General features: G+C 62.3%; 13 protein-coding genes and 1 pseudogene. 7 read left to right on the plus strand and 7 right to left on the minus strand.

Annotated elements, in window-relative coordinates:
* Positions 1-73: 73 nt before the first annotated feature.
* The 4 genes from AB4Y31_RS03155 (at position 74) to AB4Y31_RS03170 (ending at position 5,870) form a co-directional block, all read left to right on the plus strand.
* Positions 74-691, plus strand: coding sequence for a TetR/AcrR family transcriptional regulator (locus AB4Y31_RS03155; protein WP_368672667.1), 618 nt, complete (start codon positions 74-76; stop codon positions 689-691).
* An 81-nt stretch (positions 692-772) separates the two neighbouring features.
* Positions 773-1,888: an efflux RND transporter periplasmic adaptor subunit gene (locus AB4Y31_RS03160; protein WP_368672668.1), complete on the plus strand. Its 1,116-nt coding sequence runs from the start codon at positions 773-775 to the stop codon at positions 1,886-1,888.
* On the plus strand, positions 1,885-5,025 hold the full coding sequence (locus tag AB4Y31_RS03165) for an efflux RND transporter permease subunit (protein WP_368672669.1): 3,141 nt from the start codon (positions 1,885-1,887) through the stop codon (positions 5,023-5,025). Before AB4Y31_RS03160 ends, AB4Y31_RS03165 begins: the two co-directional genes overlap by 4 nt.
* A gap of 38 nt (positions 5,026-5,063) precedes the next feature.
* Complete coding sequence (locus tag AB4Y31_RS03170) at positions 5,064-5,870, plus strand: oxidoreductase (protein WP_368672670.1); 807 nt, start codon at positions 5,064-5,066, stop codon at positions 5,868-5,870.
* Between the two features lie 71 nt (positions 5,871-5,941).
* Here AB4Y31_RS03170 and AB4Y31_RS03175 read toward each other — a convergent pair whose 3' ends face one another.
* Positions 5,942-6,931, minus strand: a complete 990-nt coding sequence (locus AB4Y31_RS03175) for a zinc-dependent alcohol dehydrogenase family protein (protein ID WP_368672671.1) — start codon at positions 6,929-6,931, stop codon at positions 5,942-5,944.
* Positions 6,932-7,043: 112 nt separating this feature from the next.
* Here AB4Y31_RS03175 and AB4Y31_RS03180 point away from each other — a divergent pair, with 112 nt between their 5' ends.
* A complete protein-coding gene (locus AB4Y31_RS03180; protein ID WP_368672672.1) occupies positions 7,044-7,958 on the plus strand; it encodes a LysR substrate-binding domain-containing protein in 915 nt (304 codons plus the stop codon).
* A gap of 33 nt (positions 7,959-7,991) precedes the next feature.
* Here AB4Y31_RS03180 and AB4Y31_RS03185 read toward each other — a convergent pair.
* The 6 genes and pseudogenes from AB4Y31_RS03185 to AB4Y31_RS03210 all read right to left on the minus strand — a co-directional run.
* Positions 7,992-8,141, minus strand: a pseudogene (locus tag AB4Y31_RS03185) (RidA family protein); the annotation flags it as partial.
* The gene (locus AB4Y31_RS03190) at positions 8,131-9,273 is read right to left on the minus strand and encodes a DSD1 family PLP-dependent enzyme (protein ID WP_368673436.1); all 1,143 of its coding nucleotides are present in this window, start codon (positions 9,271-9,273) and stop codon (positions 8,131-8,133) included. The pseudogene AB4Y31_RS03185 and the gene AB4Y31_RS03190, both read right to left, overlap by 11 nt.
* An 11-nt stretch (positions 9,274-9,284) precedes the next feature.
* Complete coding sequence (locus AB4Y31_RS03195) at positions 9,285-9,950, minus strand: HAD-IA family hydrolase (protein ID WP_368672673.1); 666 nt, start codon at positions 9,948-9,950, stop codon at positions 9,285-9,287.
* Between the two features lie 176 nt (positions 9,951-10,126).
* Complete coding sequence (locus AB4Y31_RS03200; RefSeq protein ID WP_368672674.1) at positions 10,127-11,032, minus strand: LysR family transcriptional regulator; 906 nt, start codon at positions 11,030-11,032, stop codon at positions 10,127-10,129.
* 226 nt (positions 11,033-11,258) lie between these two features.
* Complete coding sequence (locus AB4Y31_RS03205; protein ID WP_368672675.1) at positions 11,259-13,064, minus strand: ShlB/FhaC/HecB family hemolysin secretion/activation protein; 1,806 nt, start codon at positions 13,062-13,064, stop codon at positions 11,259-11,261.
* A 178-nt stretch (positions 13,065-13,242) separates the two neighbouring features.
* Complete coding sequence (locus AB4Y31_RS03210; RefSeq protein WP_368672676.1) at positions 13,243-14,181, minus strand: LysR family transcriptional regulator; 939 nt, start codon at positions 14,179-14,181, stop codon at positions 13,243-13,245.
* Positions 14,182-14,307: 126 nt separating this feature from the next.
* Here AB4Y31_RS03210 and AB4Y31_RS03215 point away from each other — a divergent pair, with 126 nt between their 5' ends.
* Positions 14,308-15,081, plus strand: a complete 774-nt coding sequence (locus AB4Y31_RS03215; RefSeq protein ID WP_368672677.1) for an SDR family NAD(P)-dependent oxidoreductase — start codon at positions 14,308-14,310, stop codon at positions 15,079-15,081.
* Positions 15,082-15,094: 13 nt separating this feature from the next.
* The gene (locus tag AB4Y31_RS03220; RefSeq protein ID WP_368672678.1) at positions 15,095-16,081 is read left to right on the plus strand and encodes an aldo/keto reductase; all 987 of its coding nucleotides are present in this window, start codon (positions 15,095-15,097) and stop codon (positions 16,079-16,081) included.
* Positions 16,082-16,141: the final 60 nt, after the last annotated feature.

The following is a 16,141-nucleotide window of genomic DNA, read 5'->3' on the forward strand; positions in this document are numbered from 1 at the left end:
GGAGGTGATGGGTGACTATAATACCAAATAGTCACTAGTTGTCCATAAGGAAGAGTGGCGGTAAGCTTGAGCCATGAAAACAGCCGCTAGTTATCCAGTCTCGGGCCGCGGCCCGGCCGACCACGAGGTGCGCGATCAGATCGTTGCCGCCGCCACCGAGCATTTCAGCCGATACGGCTATGAGAAAACGACGGTCTCCGACCTCGCCAAGGCCATCGGTTTTTCCAAGGCCTACATCTATAAGTTCTTCGAGTCGAAGCAAGCCATCGGCGAGATGATCTGCGCGAACTGTCTGCACGAGATCGAAACCAATGTTTGTTCGGCCGTCGCCGAGGCCGGGCTGCCGCCGGAAAAACTGCGGCGGATGTTCAAGGTTTCCACGGAAGCAAGCCTTCGGCTGTTTTTCCGCGACCGCAAGCTTTACGACATCGCCGCATCGGCGGCCACGGAAAACTGGCAGGCCGTACAGGCGTACGAGGCACGCGTGCAGAAGCTGTTGCAGGAGGTGCTCCAGGAAGGTCGGCAAAGCGGAGACTTCGAGCGCAAGACGCCGCTGGACGAAACCGCGGCGGCAATCTATCTGGTGATGCGGCCTTATCTCAATCCGCTCCTGCTGCAGTACAACCTCGACACGACCGACGTCGCACCGACGCAGTTGGCGAGTCTGGTACTGCGTAGTCTGTCCCCATAAACGAATTTTGTGGTGACTATTGACTAAAACGGTCACTAGAACGACAATGAAAGCCCCGATCACTTCGTCAATGGGTCTTTCATGCTCCGGCGTCGCCTCGCTTACTCCGCAGTCGTCACTGCCCTGCCCCTTGCGCTAGCCGCTTGCGGCGCAAAGGCACCGTCCGATCCGCGCACCGAGGCGCCGCTGGTGCGGACCGCCATCGTTCAGGGCGCGATCCCCGCATCCCGTTCATTCACCGGAACCGTCGCCGCGCGAGTGCAGAGCGATCTTGGTTTCCGCGTTTCCGGCAAGGTGCTGGAGCGGCTCGTGGATGCCGGCCAGACCGTCAAACGCGGTCAGCCGCTGATGCGCCTCGATCCCATCGACCTGAAGCTTGCCGCGCAGGCGCGGCAAGACGCGGTCACCGCCGCTCGAGCGCGGGCACAGCAGACCGCGCAGGATGAGGAGCGTTACCGCGATCTGCGCGGCACCGGCGCGATATCGGCCTCGGCGTATGACCAAGTCAAAGCGGCGGCCGATGCCGCCAAAGCGCAGCTCAGTGCGGCCGAGGCCGATGCCGACGTTGCGCGCAATGCGACTCGGTATGCGGAGCTCGTGGCGGACGGCGATGGCGTCGTGATGGAAACGTTGGCCGAGCCGGGCCAGGTCGTCAGCGCGGGGCAGCCCGTCGTGCGCCTGGCCCACGCCGGGCGCCGCGAGGCCGTGATCGAACTGCCCGAAACCCTGCGCCCGGCCATCGGTTCGGTCGCGCAAGCGACGCTATTCGGCAACAGCGGCGCCAGTGAAGCGGCCACGCTGCGTCAGCTCTCGGATGCGGCGGATCCGCGTACGCGCACCTTCGAAGCGCGGTATGTGCTGCAAGGCGCGTTGGCCAACGCCCCGTTGGGCGCAACCGTCACCATCCAGATTCCGGACGCGCATTCGGCGGCCGAAGGTGGCTTGCAGGTGCCGATCGGCGCGCTGCTCGACGCGGGCAAAGGGCCCGGCGTGTGGGTCGTCAACGGCGAGCCGGCCAAGGTCGCGTGGCGGCCGGTCACGGTCGAGCATTTGGACGACGACAGCGTGCGCGTGGCCGGTCAATTGAAGCAAGGCGAGCGCGTCGTCGCGCTAGGTGCACAGTTGCTGCGCGAAGGCGAGCAGGTCCGCTTGGCAAACCAAGCCGTCGCCGTGGCTTCCGAGGGAGGCCGTCCGTGAGCGAAGGTCGATTCAACCTGTCGGCGCTCGCCGTGCGTGAGCGCTCCATCACCTTGTTCTTGATCTGCCTGATCTCCCTGGCCGGGCTCCTTTCGTTCTTCAAGCTTGGCCGGGCCGAAGACCCCGCGTTCACGGTCAAGGTGATGACCATCATCACCGCATGGCCGGGCGCCACCGCTCAGGAAATGCACGATCAGGTCGCCGAGAAGATCGAAAAGCGCATGCAGGAGCTGCGTTGGTACGACCGAACCGAAACCTACACGCGCCCTGGCTTGGCCTTTACGACGTTGACGCTGCTCGATAGCACGCCGCCGTCGGAAGTGCAGGAGGAGTTTTATCAAGCTCGGAAAAAGATCAGCGACGAGGCTGCCAACCTTCCGGCCGGCGTGATTGGGCCGATGGTCAACGACGAATACGCGGATGTCACTTTCGCATTGTTTGCGCTGAAGGCCAAGGGTGAGCCGCAGCGTTTGCTCGTGCGCGATGCCGAGAGGCTGCGCCAACAGTTGCTGCACGTGCCGGGCGTCAAGAAGGTCAACATCATTGGCGAGCAGGCCGAACGCATCTACGTGCAGTTCTCCCACGACCGACTCGCCACGCTGGGCGTGAGCGCACAAGATATATTCGCCGCGCTCAATGGCCAGAACGCGCTGACGCCGGCCGGCTCGGTCGAGACGAAGGGACCGGAAGTGTTCATTCGTCTGGACGGCGCGTTCGACAAGCTGCAGAACATCCGCGACACGCCCATCGTGGCGCAAGGCCGCACGCTCAAGCTCTCGGATATCGCCACCGTTACGCGCGGATATGAAGATCCGGCCACGTTCATGATCCGCAACAACGGCGAACCTGCGCTGCTGTTGGGCATCGTCATGCGCGAAGGTTGGAACGGGCTCGAGCTCGGCAAGGCGTTGGACAGCGAAGTCCGCGCGGTCAATGCCGAGCTGCCGCTGGGCATGAGCTTGACGAAGGTCACCGATCAAGCCGTCAACATTCACTCGGCCGTCGACGAGTTCATGCTGAAGTTTTTTGCCGCTTTGCTGGTGGTCATGCTTGTGAGCTTCGTGAGCATGGGCTGGCGCGCGGGCCTGGTGGTCGCGGCGGCCGTGCCGTTGACGCTGGCCGTCGTGTTCGTGGTGATGGCCGCGACGGGCAAAAACTTCGACCGCATCACACTGGGATCGCTGATCCTGGCGCTGGGCTTACTCGTGGACGACGCCATCATCGCCATCGAAATGATGGTGGTGAAGATGGAAGAAGGCTACAGCCGCGTGGCCGCCTCCGCCTATGCCTGGAGCCATACGGCGGCGCCCATGCTGTCGGGCACGCTCGTGACGGCCGTCGGCTTCATGCCGAATGGCTTTGCCCGGTCAACCGCCGGCGAATATACGAGCAACATGTTCTGGATCGTCGGCATCGCGCTGATCGCATCGTGGCTCGTCGCGGTGATTTTTACACCGTACCTGGGTGTGAAGATGCTGCCGGACTTCAAGAAGATCGAAGGTGGTCACGACGCGATCTACGACACGCCGCGTTACAACCGCTTCCGTCAGTTGCTCACGCGTGTCATCGCGCGCAAATGGCTGGTCGCGGGTTCAGTCGTCGGCCTCTTCGTATTGGCGATCCTCGGCATGGGGGTGGTCAAGAAGCAGTTCTTCCCCATCTCGGACCGTCCTGAAGTGCTCGTTGAGGTGCAGATGCCCTATGGCACATCCATTTCTCAAACCAGCGCCGCGACCGAGAAGGTGGAGGCGTGGCTGGCTAAACAGAAGGAAGCCAAGATCGTCACGGCTTACGTCGGGCAAGGTGCGCCGCGCTTTTACCTGGCCATGGGGCCGGAACTGCCCGATCCGTCGTTTGCCAAGATCGTAGTGCGCACGGACAGTCAGGACGAGCGCGACGCATTGAAACAGCGGCTGCGCCAAGCCATCGCGGGCGGTCTTGCTTCTGAAGCGCGGGTGCGGGTCACGCAACTCGTATTCGGTCCATATTCGCCGTTTCCAGTCGCCTACCGCATCTCGGGCCCCGACCCGGACAAGTTGCGCGGCATTGCGGGCGAAGTCGAGCAGGTGATGCATGGGAGCCCGATGATGCGTACGGTCAACTCCGATTGGGGCACGCGCACGCCTACGCTGCATTTCACCTTGCAGCAGGACCGGTTGGAGGCGCTCGGGCTGACGTCCAGTGCCGTGGCCCAACAGTTGCAATTCTTCCTGACGGGCGTTCCCGTCACCGCCGTGCGTGAGGATATTCGAACCGTAGACGTTGTGGCGCGTTCGGCCGGCGACGTTCGGCTCGACCCGGCAAAGATCGGCGACTTCACGCTGGCCGGCGCGGGTGGGCAACGCATCCCGCTCTCGCAGGTGGGCAAGGTCGAGGTGCGCATGGAGGAGCCGATCATGCGCTGGCGCGATCGCGTGCCGACGATCACGGTGCGGGGCGATATCGCCGACGACCTGCAGCCTCCTGATGTATCGACGGCGATCACCAAGCAGCTTCAGCCCATCATGGCGAAGCTGCCTGGCGGCTACCGTATTGAGCAGGCGGGCTCCATCGAGGAATCGGCCAAAGCGACGACAGCCATGTTGCCGCTATTCCCGATCATGCTGGCGGTGACGCTGATCATCATCATCTTCCAGGTGCGCTCGATTTCCGCGATGGTGATGGTGTTCCTGACGAGCCCGCTAGGCTTGATCGGCGTGGTGCCGACCCTGATCCTGTTCCGTCAGCCTTTCGGCATCAATGCGCTGGTCGGCCTCATTGCGCTGTCGGGCATCCTCATGCGCAACACGCTGATTCTCATCGGGCAGATCCACCAGAACGAGCGCGCGGGATTGGATCCATTCCATGCGGTGGTCGAGGCCACGGTTCAGCGTGCCCGCCCGGTCATCCTGACGGCCATGGCGGCGATCCTGGCCTTCATTCCGCTGACCCATTCGGTGTTCTGGGGAACGCTCGCTTACACGCTGATCGGCGGCACGCTTGCAGGGACGGTTTTGACGCTGATGTTCCTGCCGGCCATGTATTCCATCTGGTTCAAGATCCGGCCCGGCAGTAGTGCCGGCTTGCGCAAAGGCCGGCATGAGCAGACGCTGCCCTCGGAACAGAGCCTGCCGGATCCGCTGGATGCAGGTACTTGAAAACATCAATCCATTGACTCGTATCAAGGGGAACCGCTATGTCGAATTCCACTGTTGTCGTTGTGACCGGTGTGTCATCGGGTATTGGACGCGCTGCAGCCGAGAAGTTTGCCAAGCGGGGTTGCCGCGTATTTGGAACCGTGCGCAACATCGCCAAGGCTGCTCCATTGCCTGGTGTCGAACTCGTCGAGATGGACGTTCGCGACGACGCTTCCGTCAAGGCCGGAATTCAATCCATCATCGATCGAGCCAAGCGAATCGACGTGCTTGTCAACAATGCGGGAATGAGCCTGACCGGCGCGGTGGAAGAAACGGCGACAGCCGAGGCCGCGTCTCTATTCGATACCAATGTCTTGAGCATCCTGCGCACGGCGCAGGCGGTACTTCCTCACATGCGAGCACGGCGCAGCGGAAGGATCGTCAATGTCAGTTCCGTGCTCGGTTTTCTCCCGGCCCCCTACATGGGGCTGTATTCGGCATCCAAGCATGCCGTCGAGGGGCTGACCGAATCGCTGGACCATGAGGTGCGTCAGTTCGGTATCCGCGCGACACTGGTCGAGCCATCGTTTACCAGGACCAATCTGGACATCAACGCGCCTCAAGCAAGCTCAAAGATCGCCGACTATGATCGCGAGCGCGCACTTGCTTCAAACGCTGTCGTGGGCAGTGTCAAAAGCGCACCCGAGCCCGGCGGCGTGGCAAACGCGATCGTCGAAGCGGCGCTCGGCAGTTGGCGCATGCGTCGCACGCCGGCAGGGCAGGCATCGCTCTTGAGCAAATTGCGGCGTTTCATGCCGGCCGGCCCCGTCGATGCAAGCTTGAGAAAATCGTTCGGACTGGGTTGAAACGCTCGCATGCAGGCAACAGGCTTACCCGGCAACGTGTGTGTTGCCGGGCCGACGCATCGCATGCAGCGTCACACCGTCACGACAATCTTCCCGAACTGCTGATTGGACTCGAGGTAGCGGTGCGCGTCCACGATCTGATCGAGGGTGAACGTTCGATCGATCGTCGGCCTCAGCTTACCCGACGTCAGCCCGTCGAGAATAAAGCGCTTCGCTTTTTCGAGTCGTTCGGCGTCTCCCACGATTTCCTTGTACTGGTAGCCGTGCACCGTCAGCATCTTCGCCAACACCGGGAAGAGCGGGAACGGCGTGGGCTCCGCACTGAGTGCCCCGTACTCGAAAATGATGCCTCCCACCGAAAGCGCCTCCGCGAGCCGTTCCAGCGCCGGGCCGCCGACTGGATCGAATGCCACGCGCGCACCGGCGCCGCCGGTAATCTGCGCGACGCGTGCGACGAGGTCTTCCTCTTGCGTGAGGATCACATGGTCGGCGCCAAATGTCAGGAGCGCGTCGCGTTTCGCGTGCGTTCGGGTAGTCGCGATGGCCGTCGCGCCGACGATCTTCGCGATCTGAATCGCGGCGAGCCCCACGCTGCTCGATGCCGCCGCGACGATGACGGCTTCTCCTTGCTTGAGACGAGCGATATCGATGAGTGCGCCGTACGCAGTCACGTATTGCATCCAGGTTGCCGCGGCCTCTTCCCAGCTCAGCGAGGCCGGGTGCTTGACCGCCAGTTCGGCCGGGAAGTTCGCTAGCTCGCCATAAGCACCCCAGCGTGTAATCGACAACGGCGGAATGATGCTGACCGCATCGCCGACGGCGACATTCGTCACGTCGCGGCCGAGCGCCTTGACGACGCCCGCGGCTTCGTAGCCGAGCCGCGCGGGAAACTCCGGCTCTTCGACATACGGACCGGAGCGAAACATCGACTCGGCGCGATTCAGGCCGAGTGCCTTGATTGCTACCGCAATCTCGCCGGGGCCCGGCGGCGGCACCTCGACTTCCTCGATCTTCAGCACTTCGGGACCGCCCTTTTGATGGAAACGCACGATACGCGACATGATTCGACCTCCAGCGAGTGATGGGCAGCCTCAATATAATTAGAGCCGACTGCGCGATAAATGGCGCAATCGATCGATCTCTCGAAACGGTTTGTTTCTAATCACCCTGATCATGGATCGACTCACCAGCATGGCGATTTTCGTCAAGGCGGCCGAGACCGGGTCGTTCGCGGCGACCGGCGTGGCGCTCGGGCTATCGTCGCAATTGATCGGCAAGCACATCCGCTTTCTGGAAGCGAGCTTCGGCATGCAATTGATCAACCGGACGACGCGGCGCCAGAGCCTGACAGAAGCGGGGCGGGCGTTCTACGAGCGCAGCAAGGCCGTGCTCGCGGAAGTCGAAGCCGCCGAGGCGCTCGCCGACAATCTGCAGGCGGTGCCGCGTGGCAAGCTGAGGCTGAATGCGCCGGTCAGCTTCGGCACTTACAGCCTGATACCGATGCTTGCGCTGTATCTGCGCGAGCATCCGGAGGTGAGCGCCGATGTGACACTGACCGATCGCGTCGTCGACATGATCGACGAAGGCTACGAAGCGGTGATCCGCATCGCGCCGCTACCCGATTCGCGGTTGATCGCGCGGCCGCTGGCGCCTTACCGGCTGGTCGCATGCGCGTCGCCGGCTTACCTGAGCGAGCGCGGCACCCCGCAACATCCCGCTGACCTGGCGGCGCACGAGTGTCTCGGCTTCGCATACTGGACGCGGCCCGCGGATAGCGTATGGGAGTTCACGGGCGCGCATGGCACGCAAGCAGTGAGCGTCAAAAGCCGGATGTCGATCAACAATGGGCAGGCGTTGCGCGAAGCCGCTATCGAAGGGCTCGGCATCATCCTGCAGCCGTGCGACATGCTGCGAGGCGATCTGGCGTCAGGCCGGCTCGTGAAGGTGCTGCCGGATTACGAGCCGCCGTCCCGGCCGATGCATCTGCTGTTGGCGCCCGACCGGCGGCCGACCCCGAAGCTGCGCAGCTTCGTCGACTTCGTGGTCCGGACGTTTGGAATGCCGCTCGATAGTCGGCCGCGAGCGTGAGTGAGCTCGATATGGATCGCTTAATCGCTTCCTCAATTTGACGCCGGCAGCGGTAACGGGGAGTTGGCCAGCGACGAACACGAAGCCGTTCGCGACCGTCACGTGGCTATAGTGGCCGCCAGGTGATGACAAGCCGGGCACCGGAGGATGAACGGATGCATTCGAACGAGTTTCACCAGCCATGAAAGCGACCCCACTCGGTAAGGTGCCCGCTCAATTCCAAGGCATGGTATTGAGGGAATTGCGCGCCGGTTGCGCAGGCGTGATTCGGCAGGATACGTAGTCGGGTTCCGACAGGAAAGCGGAGTGCGACGTCGCCCCGATCCGCCGTATGTTCAGGGCGAGCCCTGGCCAGAATGCCGTGCTCCTGATTAGCACCGATCAGCATGTAACCGTCGAGCGGAGTGCCATCGAGAGCGCAGGGCAATCCGTAGCCGAAATCGTGCGATTGCTTTGACGTCCCGCGATCACGACTCATTGCCATCCACCCCGCATCCACGATCACCCAGCCCTTGTCCTGCTGATGGCCGATGACCGTCGTGAGCACGCTGAGCGCGATGTCCTCGATCGCACACACGCCGATATTGTGCATGACGAGATCGAAAAACGCATAAACGCCCGCGCGAACTTCGGTGACGCCATCAAGGTTCGTTGCGGCCAGCGCAGTAGGCGTCGACCCGATGCTGACGGTTTCACACGCAATGCCTGTCGACCGCAGGCGTTGTGCCGCACGCACGCAGCCGGCGCGTTCCTGCTCGGCGAGTGCCGTTAGCGCTTCTCGCGTGTTGAGTTCGTAGCTCGAGCCCGCATGCGTCATGACGCCACCGACCTTGACTGCACCCGCCTGCAAAATCCGGCCAATGTCGAGCAGCGCATCGTCTTCGGGCTTGGTGCCGGAGCGATGACCGTCGGTGTCGATCTCGATCCACACTTCGAGCGGATCGCGCTGCGTTCGAGCGAACTCGACGATTGCAGTAGCCGCACTGGCATTGTCGACTGTGATCTTAAGGTCGCATCCGCGCTTTCTGAGCGCCGCCGCGCGCCAGAGCTTCGACGGAGCGATACTGACGGCGTAAAGAATATCGGTGATCCCCGCGGCGAAGAAGTTCTCGGCTTCTTTCAGCGTGGAAACGGTAATTCCGCGTGCGCCGGCGGAGACTTGCGCCTCCACGACATTGAGGCACTTCGAAGTCTTCACGTGTGGCCGGAATTTCACGCCGAGGGCATTCATTCGCTTCTGCATCGACGCGATGTTTCGCTGCATCCGGGATACGTCCATGATCGCCGCGGGTGTGTCCAGCAAGTCGAGCGTCATAGGTTCGAGTGTCATTGTTGAATTCCGGCGCCGAAGTGGCTCGTCCACGCTACGAGCGCATCGAGTGTGGGCGATTCGATCTCGGGTGCCTGCGCGCCGGAGACCAGCGGCAAGCCAATTCGGTTGTGCCAGTACGTCCGCAACCCGACCGCGGCGGTACCGAACATGTCGTAACCGGAGCCCGCGACGAACACGGCCTCTTCAGGCGAGACGTTCAATCGCTCAAGCGCAAGGTGGTAGGGGCGAGGATCGGGCTTGTAGGTACCGGCTTCTTCCGCGGTGACTACAGCGTCCCATTGCACGCGCAAAAGCGCAGCCGCTCGTTTTCCGAGCCGATTAGAGCAATTCGTGACGACGGCGAGCTTGCAATGTGGCTGCAGTTGCTGCAGCACAGTCAAGGCTTCCTCCCAGGGAGCGAGCTCGAGCCAGTTCGCCTCGAGCGCATCCGGCGCGAACGAAGGAAGGCCAACCCGTTTCGCGGCCTGTCTCACCAGCGCTTCGTATTCAATGTATCTACCACAGCCATAGGTAAGCCGTAGATACTCGGCACGCCAGGCTCGGCCGCCATCGTCGGATCCTGCGCAGCGATTCCAAAGTGACCATGAATCGAGCAGTGCGGTTAGCAGATCGAAGAGGACCGCTTTTGGATAGTGGGGAGGGGGCGAGGAGTCTGCCACGACAATAGCCTTGATGATCGGAATCCAGAGGTGGATTCGATTATAGGTTTTGACGACTCACCGTCAGTTAAGGCAGATTAACTCAATCATTAAGCGCTTTTTAACTTCGAGTAGCTCGAACTCGGAGCGTCTATCTACCCGGGCCAACGCCGTCTTTGGCCGCGGATAACGAGCTCTCAGGCTCGCCAAGGCGGGACCGGCCTGAAGCGAGCTTGCAGGTACTGCATGAAATCGCGCGTTCTTCTCGGCAAGCCGGCGCGGTTGTGCGTCAACGCAATGACATTGGCGTCCGGCGCCTTCCATCCGGGCAGCAGTCTGACCAGCGAGCCTCGCCGAATGTCGTCCGCGACATCCCATTCGGAACGAAGGATGATGCCTCTGCCCTCGCATGCCCAGCGGCGAATCACGTCGCCATCGTTACAGCTCAGCTTCGAGGCAACCCGGACGCTGCGACTGGTTTTACCCTTGCTGAAATGCCAAAGCGAGACATCTTCCTTGTTCTCGCGAAGGATGATGCACGGCAATCGGGCAAGGTCGTCGGGCGCATCGGGAGAGCCGAAGCGTTTGACGAAAGCAGGGGATGCGCACAAGAATCGCCCGTTCGGCGCAATCGCATGGCCCACGAGATTGGATGCACGCAACTCGCCGATGTGTACCACGACATCGAATCGGTCGGCCGTTTCGGTCAGCGGCTCATCCGACAGCGTCAACGCGACATCGACGGCCGGGTTTTCCCGCTGAAATTCAGCGACGGCCGAGGCCACATAGCGGCGACCAAAACCGAGCGGTGCGTTGACCTTCAATGGGCCAACCAAGCCTCCGTGAAGGACTTGCAGGTCCTCCAGCAAGGTGTCGAATTGTTGAACCAACTCGGATCCGCGCAGGCACAGGAGCGTGCCTTCCTCCGTGAAGGTCAGCTTGCGCGCGGTCCTGTCGACCAACCGTGTGCCGAGCTTCTTTTCGAGCTGCTGCAGGCGCTGAGACACCGCAGAGGGTGTGAGGCCAAGCCTGCGGGCGGCAGCGATGAGACTGCCGTTCTGCTGAATCGTCAGGAGGAAACGGACATCGGCGGATTCGGTCATTTCACGTGGTTGAAAACCATCCGCAAACACGGGGTCGTGCGGGAGCTGCGCCGGGGCGATGCGATCGAAGCGGCGTAGCGGGCCCACCGCGCGGGTTAGCAATCCCGACAGATGGTTTCCTTGGACATCGACTGGAAGTGATGCGTATTATGACCCCACATAAGCGTGCCCGCCATGTTGCTCATTCGCAAGCGCCCTATCGGCGTCGCTGTCGCCAGCATCCCTTTCAGGTTCCAACCACGAGGTACAGCAATCCCATCGGGGCCGTGGAGCCGTTCGGCACGGCCGGCCGCAGCGGCACACCCCAGGTCGCGCGCAAATTGACGTAGCGTGAGAACTGGAATCGCAGACCCACGCCGAGGCTCAGGAGCATGCCGTTGTTCGGTTCTGAGGGCTCGTTGCCCCTGTTCCATGCATGTCCCGCGTCGACGAATACGAACGGCTGCAAAGCGGCACTGCTTGCGCCGAACACGAAGGGCGGCGCGCGCAGTTCGGTTTGCGCGTTCCAGCCGCGGTCGCCGAGCACGACGTATGGGTCGTACCCGCGTACACTCGCTTCGCCGCCAAGGGCGAGCGCTTCGCTGGGCAGCAGCGTATCGGGCGTCCATTGCACGATGCCGTGCGCCCACCACGTGAAGCCTGCGCCGATCTGCATATCGCGCTGGCCCGACAGCTGCAGGTACGTATAGCGTGAGGTCGCGCCCGAACGGGCCGCCTCGAACGCGGCGTCGCTGTCGCTGCCGTCGAGGTGGCCGGGGCTGAACACGAGGATCGCGTTCCCGCTCGTCGTGCCTGACGCGTCGCCACGATTCACGCTCCACGCGACGGAGAATTGGTGGATGTGCGTGTTGGAGTTGAACACTTGGAAGCCACCGAATTCGAGGTCGTTGTTCGAACGCTTGAAGTCGTAGCCGAACTGCACCTGCTGTTGCCAACGGCCGAGCGACGGGAGCGGCCAATCGTAGCGTGCGCTCAACTGTGCCGAAATGCCGGTCTGGCCGAAGTTGTCCGGCATCCGCGGCGTGCTCTGCGCATACATACCGAACAATTCCACGCGGTCGAACCACGGTAACGGCGCGCTGTAGCTCAATGCATGCGCGACGAGCCGAGGACGGTCCGGCCGGCCCTCGATGTCCGGATTGCCGCCGAACACGTCGCTGCTCGCGGTGACTTGGTAGTTGATCTGCTGATCGAGCCCAAACAGATTTCCGTAATCGATTCCCGCGAAAAAGCGGTCGCGGCCCAGTTGCGGGACGCCTCCGTTGTCGTAGCCCGCACTGACTCGCAACGGGAAGCGGTCCTGTGTCTGAAGGACGACGTCGGTCGAATCAGTACCCGAGCCCGGCTTGTAGATCACGTCCACGCTGCGGTATGGGTTCGCATTCAGTATCGCCAGCCCCAACGAGACGTCGCCCTCACGAATCGTCCCACCCGGCGTCAACGGCATTTCCCGGGTCAGCAATGTGTCCGAGAAATAGCGGTTGCCGCGCGCCGTGACCTCGCCGACATGGAAGCGCGCAACGACGATCGTGACGTCGCCGGCCGTGACGTCCTGCTCGGGCGTATAGACATCGACGAGCGGCTCGCCGGCATCTCGATAGCGCTGAACGGTAGCGCGGCGTATCTCGGCGAGGCGCGCAAACGTCAACGGCTTGCCAATGTCCGCGGCAAAACGCTCGAGAAACGACGCGTCGAGCAAGGGCAGACGCGTCGCCGTGATCGCGCCGCCGGCGACTTGGTTGGACGCGTGGCCGTCCGTCGTCACGGTGGCAGCGTCGGCGACGAACGTGAGGCTGCGCAGCCTGTCGACGGCAATCCGCTGCGAGCCATCCGCGGCGGCGGGCGGCACCGGTGGCGAGCTTGGGCGCGCGGCGGCGGGCGGAGCGGACGGCTGCACGTCGCGATACGCCTGGGCCCAGGCGGGCGCGGCGCCTATGACGAGGAGCGCGGCGAGCGCCAACAGAACGCGTATCGCGCGCCGTCGCGGCGCGCGTGCGGAGTCGCGAACGGCGTAGCCGCGTCTCGCGCTCAAGGCTCAAGCTGCCATCGCAGCTTGCGCGTCCGACGGGCGAAGCATCGCATCTACCTCCGGTTTTTTGCACGCGCGAGCCATGCCGGCAGCAGTGAGCCCCGCAGCTTGATCGACGTCTGGGATGGGGCTCATTCTAATGATTGGATCGATCCGGTCTACAGACAAACCGGCCAACACATCAGTCGTTCCTGCCAGCGTGCGCCGCGAGCGGCGGCAGGAACTGCTGTTCCCGGATGATATTGATCAACGTTCGAAGGGCAGGGTGGTTGTAACGGCGACTGCTGTAGTAGAGGTGGAACGGGTCCTCAGGGTAGGCATGCTTTTTCAAGACGATCTGCATCTCACCGCACGCCAATTCGTCGGCGATGCGGGCCTCCAGTAGGTAGGCAATTCCCAGCCCCGCCTTGCACGCACTGATGGTGGTCGTCGTATCGTTGATCGTGAGCAAACCGGGCACTCGCAGACGGCGCGCCGCTCCCCCCTCGTTCAATTCCCACCGGTAGCCCGAATTGTCACCGAGCAGAAGCTGTAGACAGGTGTGGTTGGCCAGGTCATTGAGGCGTCGAGGCACGCCGTGCCGTTCGATGTAGCCGGGCGAAGCGGCCATGACCCATCGCTGGGGCCCGGTAAGCGGTACGGCGACCATGTCTTCCGGGACATAATGACCATATCGAATCCCCGCATCGTAGCCCTCGGCCACGATGTCGATGGGACGGTCCTCGACGACGACTGTCAGCCGCACGTCAGGACATCGACGCACGAACTCCGGGAGCGCAGGCGCAACGAGCAAGTGGGCCGCATCGGCAAAGACGTTGAGTCGAATCTCTCCGAGTCGAGCGGCGCCAGGCGCTTCGAGCGTTTCGAGCGCGGCGCCGATCTGGTTGAAGCCGTCTTCCAGCCGCGCGGCCAATTCACGACCGACGGCCGTGGCCGAAACCGCTCGGCTGGTCCTGTTCAGTAGCTTCGTGCCGAGACGATCTTCCAGTCGGCGCATCGCATGGCTCACAGCGGACGGCGTTTGTCCCAGTTCGATCGCAGCGAGCCGAAAGCTGCGGCACCTCACGATCGTCAGGAATGACTTCAGGTCGGCGAAGTCGATTCGTTCCGTTTTTGCCAAGATGAATGCGGTTCAGCAGGACAGTGAATTTGATTCATTCTACTCCGTGCAATCATTCTATCCGGTGAATGTCACAGCGGTGCACGGCTCGTGAGCCCCGTGATGCGATCTTTTGCGGAGAATGTGATGTCAAGTTTCGAGCACATGCGAATTGGCGATCTGAACGGCACGAAGGTTCTCGTCACCGGCGGATCGACGGGAATCGGCGCAGCGGTCGTCCGCGCGTTTGCCGCACAGGGCGCCCACGTTGTCGCCCATTACTACGAGAGCGACGCGCAAGCGCAGGCGCTGCGCGCCGAATCGCCGGAGCGGATCCGCCTCATTCGAGGCGACATGAGAGAACCTGGCGGCGCGTTACGGGTCGTGCAGGCGGCGGCCGACCTGCTTGGCGGACTCGATGGGCTCATCAACAACGCCGGTGGCATGTTGGGGCGGATCAGGACGACGGAGACGCCTGAAGGTCATTTCGATCAGGTCGTGAACCTCAACGCCCGTTCGGTATGGGACGCGACATTGGCTGCCTATCCGTTTCTGAAAAAAAACGGCGGCTACATCATCAACACCTCGTCGGTCGCCGCGCGCACAGGTGGCGGCGCCGGCGCCGTGCTCTATGCGGCCACGAAAAGCTTCGTCAGCAGCTTGACGCGCGGCCAAGCGAAGGAATTCGTGAGCGATGGAATTCGCGTCAACGCCGTGGCGCCCGGACTGATTCAGACGCCGTTCCATGACAAATACACGCCGCCCGATGTCTGGGCATCGCAAACCGCCTCGATACCCATGGGGAGAGCAGGTTCGCCCGAGGAATGCGTCGGCGCATTCCTCTTTCTGGCATCCCCCACATTGTCAGGGTACATCACCGGTCAGGTCATCGAGGTAAACGGCGGACAACTCATGCCATGAAGGAGGATAGAAAGTGAATCAACGACCATTTGGGCAGACAGGACAGGCGGTTTCCGAGATCGGGTTTGGCGCCTGGGCGATCGGGGGCTCGTGGGGCGATGTTTCGGAAAGCGACGCCAAGGCCGCGCTGCATGCGGCCCTAGACAGCGGTACAACGTTTATCGACACCGCCGATGTGTACGGCGATGGGCGTTCTGAACGAATCATCGCGGCAGTACTCAAGGAGCGTGGCGGGCCGCGGCCGTTCGTCGCTACAAAGGCGGGCCGCCGACTCGATCCTCATTCCGCAGAGGGCTATACCGCGGCCAATCTGAACGCGTTCGTCGATCGATCGTTGAAGAATCTCGAGACCGACTGTCTCGAGCTCGTGCAACTACATTGCCCGCCAACCGAGGTCTACTATCGGCCCGAAGTCTTCCAGGCCATGGACGCCATGGTCACCGCGGGGAAGATCCGTCACTACGGCGTTTCAGTGGAGAAAGTCGAGGAAGGTCTCAAGGCAATCGAGTACCCGGGCGTCAAGTCCGTGCAGATCATTTACAACCTCTTCAGGCAGCGGCCGGCGGACCTTTTCATGCGTGAGGCACAAGACAGAGGGATTGCTGTTATCGTCCGCGTGCCTCTCGCATCCGGCCTGCTGACCGGGAAGATGACAGCCGATACCAGGTTCGCGGCCGATGACCATCGCAACTTCAACCGCGAAGGCCAAGCGTTCGACAAAGGCGAGACGTTTGCGGGTGTTCCTTATGATGTCGCGCTCGAAGCGGTCGACAGAATTCGCTCGTTGGTTCCGCAAGGCGTAACGATGGCGCAATTCGCGCTACGTTGGATCTTGATGAATCGGGGCGTGACGACGGTCATTCCCGGCGCTAAGAATGCGGAACAAGCCAAGGCGAATTGCGCGGCCAGTGAAGTGCCTGCGCTGACGGAGTCTGCAATGGCCACGCTGCGGGCAATGTATCTGGAAACGATAGCGCCGTTCGTCCATCATCAGTGGTGACGCAACCTCGACGTCATACATGCCGATGATGCATACGTTGCTGCACAGGCGGCGCTTACC

Source organism: Trinickia sp. EG282A (assembly GCF_040965455.1).
GTDB classification, from domain to species: Bacteria; Pseudomonadota; Gammaproteobacteria; order Burkholderiales; family Burkholderiaceae; genus Trinickia; species Trinickia symbiotica.